General features: G+C 68.7%; 8 protein-coding genes. 4 read left to right on the top strand and 4 right to left on the bottom strand.

The features are described 5' to 3' along the window. Nucleotides 1-159: 159 nt before the first annotated feature. Nucleotides 160-993 (bottom strand): enoyl-ACP reductase FabI, encoded by an 834-nt coding sequence (gene fabI, locus GTZ93_RS14505; protein WP_120577110.1) that lies wholly within the window; start codon nucleotides 991-993, stop codon nucleotides 160-162. Nucleotides 994-1,305: 312 nt separating this feature from the next. On the opposite strand from fabI, the gene GTZ93_RS14510 reads away from it, so the two are divergent. The 3 genes from GTZ93_RS14510 to GTZ93_RS14520 all read left to right on the top strand — a co-directional run bounded on the left by GTZ93_RS14510 (nucleotide 1,306) and on the right by GTZ93_RS14520 (nucleotide 5,757). Beyond that, the gene (locus tag GTZ93_RS14510) at nucleotides 1,306-4,191 is read left to right on the top strand and encodes a 2-oxoglutarate dehydrogenase E1 component (protein ID WP_139918955.1); all 2,886 of its coding nucleotides are present in this window, start codon (nucleotides 1,306-1,308) and stop codon (nucleotides 4,189-4,191) included. Beyond that, nucleotides 4,181-5,389 carry a 2-oxoglutarate dehydrogenase complex dihydrolipoyllysine-residue succinyltransferase gene (gene odhB, locus GTZ93_RS14515; protein WP_139918954.1) on the top strand — a complete coding sequence of 403 codons (1,209 nt, stop codon included), beginning with the start codon at nucleotides 4,181-4,183 and terminating at the stop codon, nucleotides 5,387-5,389. The genes GTZ93_RS14510 and odhB overlap by 11 nt, the downstream gene beginning before the upstream one ends. A 164-nt stretch (nucleotides 5,390-5,553) precedes the next feature. Next, nucleotides 5,554-5,757, top strand: coding sequence for a cold-shock protein (locus GTZ93_RS14520; protein WP_014397260.1), 204 nt, complete (start codon nucleotides 5,554-5,556; stop codon nucleotides 5,755-5,757). A 107-nt stretch (nucleotides 5,758-5,864) separates the two neighbouring features. On the opposite strand, the gene GTZ93_RS14525 is transcribed toward GTZ93_RS14520, so the two are convergent. Continuing rightward, the gene (locus GTZ93_RS14525; RefSeq protein WP_139918953.1) at nucleotides 5,865-8,090 is read right to left on the bottom strand and encodes a S9 family peptidase; all 2,226 of its coding nucleotides are present in this window, start codon (nucleotides 8,088-8,090) and stop codon (nucleotides 5,865-5,867) included. A gap of 177 nt (nucleotides 8,091-8,267) precedes the next feature. Then, nucleotides 8,268-10,448, bottom strand: coding sequence for a S9 family peptidase (locus tag GTZ93_RS14530; protein ID WP_139918952.1), 2,181 nt, complete (start codon nucleotides 10,446-10,448; stop codon nucleotides 8,268-8,270). 88 nt (nucleotides 10,449-10,536) lie between these two features. Between GTZ93_RS14530 and GTZ93_RS14535 the strand changes: the two genes are divergently transcribed. Further along, nucleotides 10,537-11,316: a UPF0489 family protein gene (locus GTZ93_RS14535; RefSeq protein ID WP_139918951.1), complete on the top strand. Its 780-nt coding sequence runs from the start codon at nucleotides 10,537-10,539 to the stop codon at nucleotides 11,314-11,316. A gap of 4 nt (nucleotides 11,317-11,320) precedes the next feature. On the opposite strand, the gene GTZ93_RS14540 is transcribed toward GTZ93_RS14535, so the two are convergent. Beyond that, nucleotides 11,321-13,255: a BamA/TamA family outer membrane protein gene (locus GTZ93_RS14540; protein WP_139918950.1), complete on the bottom strand. Its 1,935-nt coding sequence runs from the start codon at nucleotides 13,253-13,255 to the stop codon at nucleotides 11,321-11,323. Between the last annotated feature and the right edge of the window lie 34 nt (nucleotides 13,256-13,289).

Consider the following 13,289-nt stretch of genomic DNA (forward strand, 5'->3'; position numbering starts at 1 on the left):
TGCCACGGCTCCTCGCGCAGGCTCCGCGGATTGCGGGATGCGCCTGCGCTGCATGGGTGATCCTACCGTGAGCGCTCCGACGGGCGGAAGCGGGGGGCTCCCGTCCGCCGGGAAGCCTGGCAGGCGTTTGTCTGGACTTTCCAGAAAGGTGGGTTGGATTCAGCCTTCTTTCGGCGTGGGGGTCGCGGAGACCCCTTCGGCCGGTGCTTCCACCGTCTCCACTGGGGGTGCGCCTACCGCGTGGTAGCCGCCGTCGACGTGAATCATCTCGCCGGTGGTGGAGGACAGCCAATCGGACAGAAGTGCACAGGCCGTCTTGGCCACGTGGTCGTGGCTGTCCTTGTCGCTCCAGCCCAGCGGCGCCTGCTTGCCCCAGTACTGCGCCAGCGCCTTGAAGCCCGGGATGCCCTTGGCCGCGATGGTGGCGAGCGGCCCCGCGGCGAGCGCGTTCACGCGGATGCCCTTGGGCCCCAGGTCGCGCGCCAGGTAGCGCACCGTGGCCTCCATGGCCGCCTTGCACACACCCATCCAGTCATAGATGGGCCACGCCTGCCGGTTGTCGAAGTCCAGCGCCACGATGGAGCCGCCCTGCGTCATCAGCGGCACGCACGCCACCGCCAGCTCCTTCACGGAGAAGGTGGAGATGCGGAACGCGGTCTGCGCGCTCTCCCACGGCGTGTTGAGGAAGTTGCCGCCCAGCGCGTCCTCGGGCGCGTACGCGATGGCGTGCAGCACGCCGTCCACGCGGCCCCATTTCTGCCGCAGCGCCTCCGTCAGCGCCGGAAAGTGCGCCGGGTTCGTCACGTCCAGCTCCAGCACCTCCGTGCCGGGCTTGAGCCGCTTCGCGCTGCGCTCGGTGAGGGACTTGGCCCGGCCAAAGCCGGTGAGGATGACCTCCGCGCCCTGCGCGATCGCATGCTCCGCGACGCCAAAGGCCAGGGACTGCGGGGTGAGCACGCCGGTGATGAGCAGCTTCTTGCCCTGAAGGAGCATGTCGGTACGTTCTCGGAAAAAGTGGGTGGAAAGCGGGGGCGAGTGCTTACCACTCCTGAACCGCCATGGGGGCCCCCGGACCCCGTGTCTCATGTGCCTCGGATGTACGTCTGTTCAGCATGCCAGGGGTCCTGGCGTCTCCTTTGAGCTCATCCCAGCAGAGGGAATCCAGTGCTCGGTGAAGCTGCGCTCACGCGGGGCATGATTCCATCTGATCCCTGGAGTGAAGCCGGGCAGCCGGCCATGACGCGGTTCAACAAACTGAGGCGAAAACCCCCCAACGCGTCCCCCATCCAGTAAAAGACCCCCGCCATGGCGAATTTCCAGGACAGTTTCCTCTCTGGTGGAAACATCGACTTCATCGAGGGGCTCTACTCGCGCTTCCTCGAGGATCCGGGCAGCGTGGACGCGAGCTGGCGCGAGGTGTTCGAGCGCAACAACGGCACGGGCCGCCCCATCTTCAACACGAAGTTGCTGGAGGCGCCGACACCCGCCGCACCGGAGGCCAAGGGCAAGGGTAAGGGCAAGGCGAACGACGCCGCCGTGCAGGCCGCCGCCGCGCCGCAGGCTCCGGCCGCTCCGGCGCAGGACATCGGGCTGCAGTCGAAGGTGGATCAGGCCATCACCGCCTTCCGCCTGCGCGGCCACCTGCGCGCGCACCTGGATCCGCTGGAGCGTCCGCGCCCGCAGCTGGGCCACGTGGCGGACGTGGCGCTGATGGATGAGAACCACTTCGCGCCGAAGGAGATGGAGCAGGCGGTGGAGTGCAACGGCGTCTTCCCGCAGCAGCGCGTGCGCCTGGCGGAGCTCGTCACGCGCCTGCGCCGCACGTACTCCAGCTCCATCGGCGTGGAGTTCATGCAGATGCTCGACAGCGAGCGTCGCCGCTGGCTCATGAAGCGAATGGAGCACAGCGAGAACCGCACGCCGTTCACCGTGGACGAGCAGCGGCACATCCTCACCAAGCTGTCGTACGCGGAGGGCTTCGAGCACTTCCTGCACACGAAGTACGTGGGCGCCAAGCGCTTCAGCCTGGACGGCGGCGAGTCGCTCATCCCCATGCTGGACGCGCTGCTGGAAGTGGGCAGCGACATGGGCCTGAAGGAGCTGGTCATCGGCATGGCCCACCGCGGCCGCCTCAACGTGCTGACCAACATCCTGGGCAAGAAGCCGGATCAGATCTTCAGCGAGTTCGACGGCCCCAAGGACCCCAAGGCGTACCTGGGCCGGGGCGACGTGAAGTACCACATGGGCTTCTCGTCGGACCACGCCACGCGCTCGGGCAAGAACGTGCACCTGTCGCTGGCCTTCAACCCCAGCCACCTGGAGTGCGTGGGCCCCGTGGTGGAGGGCCGCGTGCGCGCCAAGCAGGACCGCGGCGGGGACACCGAGCGCACGCAGGTGATGCCGCTGCTCATCCACGGTGACGCGGCCTTCATCGGACAGGGCGTCACGTCGGAGACGCTCAACTTCTCCGGCCTCAAGGGATACACCACGGGCGGCACGGTCCACGTCGTCATCAACAACCAGGTGGGCTTCACCACCGACCCGTCGGACTCGCGCACCAGCATCTACTCCACCGCCATCGCGCAGATGCTGGACATCCCGGTGTTCCACGTGAACGGGGATGACCCGGAGGCGTGCGTTCACGCGGCGCGCCTGGCGGCCGAGTACCGCCAGACGTTCAAGAGCGACGTGGTCATCGACCTCATCTGCTACCGCCGCTACGGCCACAACGAAGGCGACGACCCGTCCTTCACCCAGCCGGCGATGTACGACCTCATCCGCAAGCACCCGCCGGTGCGCGCGCTGTACGCGAAGACGCTGGCGGAAGGCGGCCGCATCACCACGGAGGAGTCGGACGCGCTCAAGCAGCGCTGCTTCCAGGACTTCGACGCGGCGCTCACCCGCGCCCGCCAGGAGAGCCAGTTCAAGGAGCCCAACGCGCTGGAGGGCCTGTGGAAGACCTACAAGGGCGGCCTCCTGAAGAACGCGCCCCAGGTGTCCACGGCGGTGGCCAAGCCCACCCTGCGTGACGCGCTCCAGAAGCTGGCCAGCGCGCCGGAGGGCTTCAACGTGCACCGCGACGTGGAGCGCACGGTGCTCAAGAAGCGCCAGGGCATGCTGGAGAGCGAGGAGCTCCAGTGGAGCGAGGGCGAGTCGCTGGCGTACGCGACCATCCTGGCGGAGGGCTACAGCATCCGCCTGTCCGGCCAGGACAGCGAGCGCGGCACCTTCAGCCACCGCCACGCGGTGCTGCACGACACGCAGACGGGCGAGGAGTTCACGCCCCTGCGCCAGTTCGCCACCGGCAAGGCGACCTTCAACGTCTGGAACAGCCCGCTGTCGGAGATGGGCGTGCTGGGCTTCGACTACGGCTACAGCCTGGACGTGCCGGACGGCCTCACCCTGTGGGAGGCCCAGTTCGGTGACTTCGCCAACGGCGCGCAGATCATCATCGACCAGTTCATCGCCGCGGCGGAGAGCAAGTGGCGCCGGCTCTCCGGCATCACGCTGCTCTTGCCGCACGGCTACGAAGGCCAGGGCCCGGAGCACTCCAGCGCGCGCCTGGAGCGCTTCCTGGACCTGTGCGCGGAGGACAACCTCCAGGTCTGCTACCCCACCACGCCCGCGCAGATCTTCCACCTGCTGCGCCGCCAGGTGCTGCGCCCGGTGCGCAAGCCACTGGTCATCATGTCGCCCAAGAGCCTCCTGCGCCGTCCGGAGGCCACCAGCCGCATGGACGACCTGGCCACGGGCGCGTTCCAGGAAGTGATTCTGGACGCGAAGGCGGACGCCGCGAAGGTGAAGCGGCTGCTGCTGTGCAGCGGCAAGGTCTACTACGACCTGGCCAAGGCCCGGGACGAGCGCAAGGACGACTCCATCGCCATCGTGCGCGTGGAGCAGCTCTACCCGTTCCCCCAGGACGAGCTGTCGAACCTGGTGGCGAAGCTGCCGGCGCTCCAGGAGCTGTACTGGGTGCAGGAGGAGCCACGCAACGCGGGTGGCTGGCACTTCATGTTCCCGCGCCTGCACGACCTCCTCTCCGGCCGTTCTCAGCAGCAGACGGTGAAGCTGGGCTACATCGGGCGCGCCGAGGCAGCCAGCCCCGCCACCGGTTTCACGAAGACGCACGATTACGAGCAGCAGCTCATCATCGAAGAAGCCATCCTCCGAGGACCCCAGAATGGCCGTTGAACTGAAAGTCCCTCCGCTCGGCGAATCCATCACCGAGGCCGTCGTCGGCAAGTGGAACAAGAAGCAGGGTGAGTCTGTCACCGCGGACGAACCGCTCGTCGTGCTGGAGACCGACAAGGTCACCATCGACGTGCCGGCTCCCGCCGCGGGCAGCGTCGCGTCCATCGCCTTCAAGGAGGGCGACAAGGTCCGCGTGGGCGACGTGCTGGGCACCATCGAGGCCGGTGCCGGCGCCGCCGCTTCTCCCGCCGTGGCCGCCGCCACGCCCGCGCCCGCCCAGGCCGCGGCGCCCGTGTCCACGCCCGCTGCTCCGGCCGGCAGCGACACGCGCATCACCCCCACCGCCAAGAAGATGGCGGAGGAGAACCGGGTGGACGTGGGCCAGCTGAAGGGCTCCGGCACCGGTGGCCGCATCATGAAGGAGGACGTGCAGGGTCAGCTGAACCGCCCGTCCGCGCCTCCGGCTCCCGCCGCGCCGTCCGGTCCCCGCCCCAACGCCGCGCGCGAGGAGCGCGTGCGCATGACGCCGCTGCGCAAGCGCGTCGCTGAACGCCTGCTCCAGGCGCAGTCCAACGCCGCCCTGCTCACCACCTTCAACGAGGTGGACATGGGCGAGGTGATGGCGCTCCGCAAGAAGTACAACGACAAGTTCCAGGCGAAGCACGGGGTGAAGCTCGGGTTCATGAGCTTCTTCATCCGCGCGTCCGTGGAGGCCCTCAAGGCGTTCCCGCAGATCAACGCGGAGATCGACGGCGAGGACGTCATCTTCAAGCACTACTACGACATCGGCGTGGCCGTGAGCGGCAGCCGTGGCCTGGTGGTGCCGGTGGTGCGTGACGCGGACAAGCTGTCGCTCGCGGACCTGGAGAAGACGGTCGGTGACTACGGCGGCCGTGCGCGCAACGACAAGCTCACGATGGCCGACCTCACGGGCGGCACGTTCACCATCACCAACGGCGGCATCTTCGGCTCCATGCTGTCCACGCCCATCCTGAACCCGCCGCAGACGGGCATCCTGGGCATGCACAACATCGTGGAGCGCCCCGTGGCCCGCGACGGCCAGGTGGTCATCCGGCCCATCATGTACATCGCCCTCACGTACGACCACCGCCTGGTGGACGGCCGGGAAGCAGTGCAGTTCCTGGTGCGCGTGAAGGAGTGCATCGAGGACCCCGAGCGCCTGCTGCTCGACATCTGACTTACTCCCCCGCACATGACGCCGCGGGGGCTCAAGTCGGGCAATCCCGGAGGGCCGGCTGGACTTCCAGTCGGCCCTTTCACTACAAATAGCTCTGTCTCCCCGGTCGTCGGGCAGAACGGGTGGCCTTCCCCACGGCTGCCCTGCAAACGCAAGGAAGCGCAATGGCAACTGGTACCGTGAAGTGGTTCAACGACGCGAAGGGCTTCGGCTTCATCACCCAGGACGGCGGGGGCGAGGACGTGTTCTGCCACCACACCGCCATCAACATGGATGGGTTCCGCACCCTGGCCGAGGGCCAGAAGGTGGAGTTCGAAGTCACCAAGGGCCCGAAGGGCCTGCAGGCGCAGAACGTCCGCGCGGCGTGAAGTGACGCGTCTCAGCCATTCCTCACGGACTGGTTGAAGCAACAGAGGCCCGGTCCCTTGAGGGAACCGGGCCTCTGCCTTTTCAGGGCATTGAGCCGCGCTCAGGCCTACTTCTTCAGGTTCTGCTCGAAGTGGGAGATGACGCGCTCGTACTGGCGCTCGGTGATGAGCGGATCCGGCACCATGTGCGTGAGGCCGGACAGGGGCAGCAGCTGGTGCGGCTTGCCCGCGCGGAAGAGCGCGTCCGACAGCTTCAGCGTGTGGAAGAAGTACACGTTGTCATCCGCGGTGCCGTGGATGAGCAGCAGCGCGCCAATGGGGCTGTCCTTCTTCGCGTACGTCAGCAGGCTGCTGACCTCATAGGCCTGGGGCGCCTGTTCCGGCAGGCCCAGGTAGCGCTCGGTGTAGTGCGTGTCGTAGTCGCGCCAGTCCACCACCGGGGCGCCGGACACCGCGGCCTTGAAGAAGTCCGGGCGCTTCAGCGCGGCCAGCGCCGCCATGTAGCCGCCGAAGCTCCAGCCGGTGATGCCCACGCGGCTCAGGTCCATCTCCGGCACTTCCTTCGCCAGCGCCTGCACCGCCTCAATCTGATCATCCAGGGTGATGGTGGCGAAGTCGTTCTTCACCGCGCGGTTCCACTCGGAGGTGCGCAGCGGCGTGCCGCGGCCGTCCACCTTCACCACCAGGAAGCCGTGGTCCGCGAACCACTGGCTGAGCAGGTGCGCGGCCATGGACTGGTGCACTACGGTGACGGTGGGCCCCGCGTAGACCTCCACGATGACGGGCAGCTTCTGGCCGGGCTTGAAGTCGCGCGGCTTCACCAGCGAGGTCCAGAACTTCTTCGGGCCCACCTGGCGGATTTCGAAGTTCGGCGTGAAGGACGGCTCCTGCGCCACCTCCGGCAGCTCGCCCAGCTTCGTGCCGTCGCCCTTGAGCACCACGGTGCGCGGCATGGCCTTGGGCCCTTGAGTGTTGAGGACGACCAGGCCGCCGTTCTTGGAGACGAGCCCGTTCTCCACGGCCGGGCCGGTGGTGCCCGTGGCCACCTGCTCCGGGGCGCCGCCGGACTTCACGCGCCACAGGTGGCTTTCGGTGGGGTTGGGGCCGCCAGTGAAGAAGAGCGTCTTGTCCGCCTGGACGAAGCGGGACAGGTTGCGGAAGCCCGCGTCCGGCTTCACCACGGAGCGGTCCAGCTCACCGCTCGCCTTGCGCAGCTCCACCTCCGGGCCGCCGTTGCGCTCGGTGTACCAGAGGAAACCGGAGCCATCCTCCAGCCACAGCGGGAAGTCCTGCGCCAGCTCCACCCAGGCGTTGTCCTTCTCCGTGAAGAGGACGCGCGTCTTGCCCGTGGCGGGGTCCACCGCCAGCACCTGCTCCTCCGTCTGGAGGCGGTTCTGCACGACAATCGTGAGCGGCCCGCCCTTGTCCCACTTCACCGTGGCCAGGTACGGGTACTTCTGCGCGTCCCACTGCGCCCACACCGTCTTGCCGCCGGTGACGGGGGTGACGCCCAGGCGCACCTTCGCGTTCGCCTTGCCGGGACGCGGGTACGGGAAGATCTCCCCACCCTTCTCCGGGTGCATCACGTCCACGATGGTGAGCTTCTCCACGTCGGCCGTGTCGGACTCCGTGTACGCGATGGACTTCGCGTCCGGGCTCCACCAGTAGCCGGAGAAGCGGCTCATCTCCTCCTGCGCCACGAACTCCGCCAGGCCGTGCGTCTTCTGCGCGGTGCCGCCCTGCGTGACGCGCTTCTCTTGATTGGCCGCGATGTCCACCCGGTACACGTCGTGCTCACGGACGTACGCCACCTGCTTGCCGTCCGGCGACAAGCGAGGGTCGATGACGCCGGGGCCCGTCTTCAGCTCCGTGGACTTCCCCGTCGCGCGGTCCACCACGTAGAGCCGGCCGGAGAGGGGCACCAGCAGCTGGGTGCCGTCCTCGGAGAGGCTGTAGGAGGTGAAGCCCCGGGCGCTGACGCGCATGCGCTCGCGGCGGGCCTTCTCCTCGGGGGTCAGCGTCTCCTCGTTGCCCTTGAGCAGGGCCTCCGGCGTGAGCAGCTCACGCGCCTGGCCTCCGGCCACGTCGAACGCGTAGAGCATCTGCACGTTGGAGGTGGGGGACGTGCGCAGGAAGAGGACGGACTTCTCGTCCGGGGTGATGCGCGTGCCCACCGGGCGGCCGCTCTGGAAGCGGCGCGTCTCGGCGTACTGGCGCAGGAAGGTGTCCGGCTGCTTTTGCGAAGGGGCCATGGCGGAGGGTTTGCGCTCCTGGGCGATGGAGGGAGCGCTGCTCATGAGGAGAAGCGCGGCGGCGGTAAGGACCTGACGCATGCGTAGCTGAATCCCCGCGCGGGGCGGGGCTCCTTTCGCGGGAAGGTGCGGGCAAGCCTACACTCCGGCCGCCGCGCGGCCCTCCCAACGTCCGGCCCCCGCGAGGATTCCCACCGGAAGCGGACGACGCCCCGTGGCACCTGGACCTTTCGGACAGGTGCCGGGCGGGGCCTTCCGCTACTTCAGGTTCTGCTGGAAGTGGGTGATGACGCGCTCGTACTGACGCTCCGTGACGAGCGGGTCCGCCACCATGTGCGTGAGGCCGGACAGGGGCAGCAGCTGGTGCGGCTTGCCCGCGCGGAAGAGCGCGTCCGACAGCTTCAGCGCGTGGAAGAAATACACGTTGTCGTCCGCGGTGCCGTGAATCACCAGCAGCGCGCCAATGGGCCCTTCCTTCTTCGCGTACGTGAGCAGGCTGCTGACCTCGTAGGCCTGGGGGTTCTCGTCTGGCAGCCCCAGGCACCGCTCGGTCGCGTGCGTGTCGTAGTCGCGCCAGTCCGTCACCGGCGCGCCCGCGACGCCGGCCTTGAAGAAGTCCGGGCGCTTCATCACCGCGAGCGCCGCCATGTAGCCGCCGAAGCTCCAGCCGGTGATGCCCACGCGGCTGAGGTCCATCTCCGGCACCTCCTTCGCCAGCGCCTGCACCGCTTCAATCTGATCATCCAGGGTGATGGTGGCGAAGTCGTGCTTCACGGCGCGGTTCCACTCGGCGGTGCGCAGGGGTGTGCCGCGTCCATCCACCTTCACCACCAGGAAGCCCTGATCCGCCATCCACTGGTCCATCAGGTGCAGGGACATGGACTGGTGCACCACCGTGATGATGGGACCGCCGTAGATGTCCACGATGACGGGCAGCTTCTTGCCGGGCTTGAAGTCACGCGGCTTCACCAGCGAGGTCCAGAACTTCCGCGCGCCCACCTGGCGCACCTCGAAGTTCGGCGTGAAGGGGGGCTCCTGGGCGATGGAGGGCAGTTCGCCCATCATCGTGCCGTCGCCCTTGAGCACCAGCATGCGCGGCATGCTCTTGGGGCTCTGCCTGTTGAGGACGACGAGGCCCCCGTTCTTGGAGACGAGCCCGTACTCCAGGGCGGGCCCCCGGGTGCCCGTGTCCACCCGCTCCGGCGTTCCACCGGGCTTCACGCGCCACAGGTGGCTCTCCGTGGGGTTCGGGTCGCCGGTGAAGAAGAGCGTCCGGTCCGCCTGCACGTAGTGGGTGAGGCTCCGGAAGCCGGCGCCAGGATTCACCACGGAGTGGGCCAGCTCACCGTTGGCCTTGCGCAGCTCCACTTCCGAAGCGCCGTTGCGGTCGGTGTACCAGAGGAAGCCGGAGCCATCCTCCAGCCACAGCGGGAACTCCTGGTGCAGGTCGATCCACGCCGCATCCCGCTCCGTGAGGAGCACGCGCGTCTTGCCGGTGACGGGCTCCACCGCGAGCAGCTGCTCTTCCGTCTGGAGACGGTTCTGCACGAGCAACGTCAGCGGCCCACCCTTGTCCCACTTCACCGTGGCCAGGTACGGGTACTTCCGCGCATCCCACTGCGCCCACACGGTCTTGCCACCGGTGACGGGCGTGATGCCCAGGCGCACCTTCGCGTTCGCCGTGCCCGCACGGGGAAAGGGGAAGGAGGCGGCAGGGCGCTCTGGATGCATCACGTCCACGACGGTGAGCTTCTCCACGTCGGCCGTGTCGGACTCCGCGTAGGCAATGAACTTCGCGTCCGGGCTCCACCAGTAACCGGAGAAGCGGCCCATCTCCTCCTGCGCCACGAACTCCGCCAGACCGTGCGTCTTCTGCGCGGTGCCGCCCTGCGTGACGCGCTTCTCTTGATTGGCCGCGATGTCCACCCGGTACACGTCGTGCTCGCGCACGTACGCCACCTGCTTGCCGTCCGGGGACAAGCGCGGGTCGATGGCACCGGGCCCCGTCTTCAGCTCCGTGGACTTCCCCGTCGCGCGGTCCACCACGTAGAGCCGGCCGGAGAGGGGCACCAGGAGGCGCGTGCCGTCCTCGGAGAGGTTGTAGGAGGTGAAGCCCCGGGCGCTCACGCGCATGCGCTCGCGACGGGCCTTCTCCTCGGGAGACAGCGTCTCCTCCGCGCCCTTGAGCAGGGCTTCGGGGGTGAGCAGTTCCCGCGTCTGCCCGCTGGCCACGTCGAACGCGTAGAGCATCCGCACGTTGGACGTGGGGGACGTGCGCAGGAAGAGGACGGACTTCTCGTCCGGGGTGATGCGCGCATTCACGGGCCTCCCGTTCATGAAGCGCCCTGTTTCAGCGTATTGGCGCAGGAAGGACGACGGCTCCTGGGCCAGGACGGGCATCCCCAGGAGGAGCAGCGCGACGGTGACGAATGGACGCATGCGTGATTGAACCCCGAGGGACGGGGCTCCTTTCGCGGCAGGATGGACATCCTCTGAACGCCGGAGCCTGGAGGGGATTTCGTCCCGCATGAATTCGAAAAATGACGACGCCCTGCGCCACCTGCGCCTCGCGGGGGTGGTGCGGCTGGGCCTGGGCGGAGGCCGCGGTCCGACGGACGCCTATGTGTTCGACCCGCATCGGCTCGCGCTGCCCGCGTGGGCGTGTGCCCTGGGCGATGAGGGCCCCCCTGCCCTGCTCGTCACGCTGGACCGGCACCTGGACATCGTGGTGCCAGAGCGCCCCGCGGACATGCCGGACCGCTCCGCTGGCCTGCGCGCTCTGGATGAACACGCGCGGTGGAAGCTGGACGTGCGCAACTACGACCACATCCTCGCGGCGATGGAGGCGAACCTTGTGGGCGACGCGTTGATCATCGCGCGCACCCGGCCCCGGGGCTCGTTCGCCGGGGACACCTACGTGGACACGCGCGGCCGCTCGCACCGCATCGTGACGGTGACGACCGTGGACCGCGCGGCGGAGGCGTACCTGCGCCCTGGCCCCACGGACGCCGTGCGCGACGTGCTGGAGGCCGCATCCTCCGTGCTGCTGGACGTAGACCTGGACTGCTTCACCAGCCTGAGCGACGCGGACCCCACCACCGTGCTGCCGTGGCCGAAGGCCATCATCCGCGAGTTCCTCCTGCCGCTCGACTCGGAGCCCTTCTGGGACGCGGTGCTGGGCAAGGCGGTGGCGCTGACGCTCGCGCGCGAGCCCCACCACTGCGGCGGGCTGCTCGCGTCCGGAGAGCTGTTCCGCGACGCGGCGGAGGTCCTCTTCCGCGAGCTGCTGCGCGTCGAGCCTCCCTGAGGGCTCAGGGCGAGTCGAGGAAGTTGGGCCGGTAGTCCGTCACCTGCCCGCTGCTGAGTGACAGGCGGCTGCCCACGGGGGGACGGTCGCCGTTGAGCACGTAGCCGAAGTCGATGCGGAACGGGAACACGTTGAACTGGGGGAACAGCACCCGCAGGCCCACGCCCACGGTGGTCACCATCTCCGGCCGCTCGTTGAACGCGCTGCCCGAGTCGAGGAAGAACACGCCGCCCACGTGCACCGTGCGCACGACGAGCGGCGCGGTGCGGTACTCCAGGTTCACCAGCAGCAGCCGCCTGCCGGAGTACGCATCCACACCCGCGCCGCGCAGGCCGTTGCTGCCGCCCAGCAGGCTCACGCGCTCGGACAGGTCGTCGATGTTCACGTCCAGCAGGCCTCGCGCCACGAAGCGCCCCCCGAGCACGCGCGGCGACACCTGCACCAGCTCCGCGGCCCAGCGGCGATTCGTCCAGCCCTCCTTCACGCCCGGCTGACTGGCGCTGAACTGCTGGCGGAGGGACGCAGCCGCGGACGCGGTGGTGAGCGCGTCACCCCAGTGCACGCGGTAGCGCAGGGACAGTCCCCCTTCCGCGAAGTGCGCGGCGGACGGGAACACCGGTGGCGCGTAGCGCAGCGTGGCCAGCACCGAGTGCCCCAACTGGAAGTCCTCCGACAACGCGTACGAGTCCACGTTGCGAAGCACGTCGTAGCGGGCCTCGAAGGCGCTGAGGGAGAAGTTCGCGTACCCCGCGTCCTCCGCGCGCGGCAGGTAGTTGCGGCGGAACCAGTCCGTCTGCGCGTCGGTGAGCTGCGACGCCACCGGCGCGGCGTAGGCATAGTGATAGGCCCCCGCGCCCATGCCCACGTTCCACTTGTAGCGCTGGCCGTAGGAGCGCGTGTACGTGGCGCCCGCGGCCACCTCGCGCGCGTTGTAGATGTACGGCACGGGTTCGCCGTCCGGGAACGGGAGCTGCCAGATGTCCGCGCCCCGGAACTGCCGCGCGGTCTCCATGTTCCACGCCACGGACGTACTCAGGCTCCACGGCGTGGCCAGCGAATACAGCGGCCGGCTGACGACCAGGCTCCCGCGCGAACCCTCCGCGCGCCCCGTGTCGCGGTTGATGAGCACCGCGGCGGACTCCGTCAGCGACCAGCGGCTGCCGAGCACACGCCGGTCCGTGTAGCTCTGGCCGAAGCTGAACGTGTCCAGGCGCATGATGAAGTCCAGCGCCACCTTCTTGCCGCGCCCCAGGAAGTTCTGCTCCGTGCCCTGCAAGCGCAGGTAGAGCAGCAGCGAGCCCACGGCGGAGAACTCGTTGTTGAGCCGCAGCGACCACAGGTCCTTGGTCACCAGCAGCAGCGCGACCTTGTCCGGAGCACTCCCCTTCACCGGCACCGCACGCACCACGGAGAACAGGCCCAGCTTGCGCAGGTTGCGCACCGACTCCGCGACGAGCGCCTCCGAGTACGGCTGCCCCGGCGAAATCAGCACCTCCTGGCGGACGACTTCATCGCGGGTGCGGACGTGGAAGATGTTGAGCAGCGATGGATACGGATCCATCGGCGCGACCACCTCCTCCGCCGTGACGAGCACCTCCTCCAGCACCTTGCCCTGGGGCGCGGGCTCCACCTGGCGCTCGACCTCGCCCAGGCCCCAGGCGATGAGCGCCTCCTCGTAGTTCTTCGTGCGCTCCGCGTCCGTGGTGACCACGGGCGGCTGCGGGCCCTCCGGCCCCACCGGGACCTCTTCCGAGCGGGGCGGCGGCGCGACGTCCGTGTTCGACACGCCCGACGGATCGACGTCCGGCGAGCGCACCGGCGCACCTGGCGGCACGACGTCCTGGGGCTTGCCGGAAACCTCCTCCGGAGGAGTCTGCCCCGACGACGTGCCCGTCGCGGCGAGCACGGTGACCAGCAGGACGGGCAGTGAGAGCGGCACGCGCGCATCCTGTCATGCGCCGCGCCTGCCGCCA

The organism is Corallococcus exiguus, from assembly GCF_009909105.1.
GTDB lineage: Bacteria > Myxococcota > Myxococcia > Myxococcales > Myxococcaceae > Corallococcus > Corallococcus exiguus.

Excerpts from the sequence above, each read along its gene's own strand:
- fabI (WP_120577110.1), bottom strand. The coding sequence starts at position 993 with ATGCTCCTTCAGGGCAAGAAGCTGCTCATCACCGGCGTGCTCACCCCG.
- GTZ93_RS14510 (WP_139918955.1), top strand. The coding sequence starts at position 1,306 with ATGGCGAATTTCCAGGACAGTTTCCTCTCTGGTGGAAACATCGACTTC.
- odhB (WP_139918954.1), top strand. The coding sequence starts at position 4,181 with ATGGCCGTTGAACTGAAAGTCCCTCCGCTCGGCGAATCCATCACCGAG.
- GTZ93_RS14520 (WP_014397260.1), top strand. The coding sequence starts at position 5,554 with ATGGCAACTGGTACCGTGAAGTGGTTCAACGACGCGAAGGGCTTCGGC.
- GTZ93_RS14525 (WP_139918953.1), bottom strand. The coding sequence starts at position 8,090 with ATGCGTCAGGTCCTTACCGCCGCCGCGCTTCTCCTCATGAGCAGCGCT.
- GTZ93_RS14530 (WP_139918952.1), bottom strand. The coding sequence starts at position 10,448 with ATGCGTCCATTCGTCACCGTCGCGCTGCTCCTCCTGGGGATGCCCGTC.
- GTZ93_RS14535 (WP_139918951.1), top strand. The coding sequence starts at position 10,537 with ATGAATTCGAAAAATGACGACGCCCTGCGCCACCTGCGCCTCGCGGGG.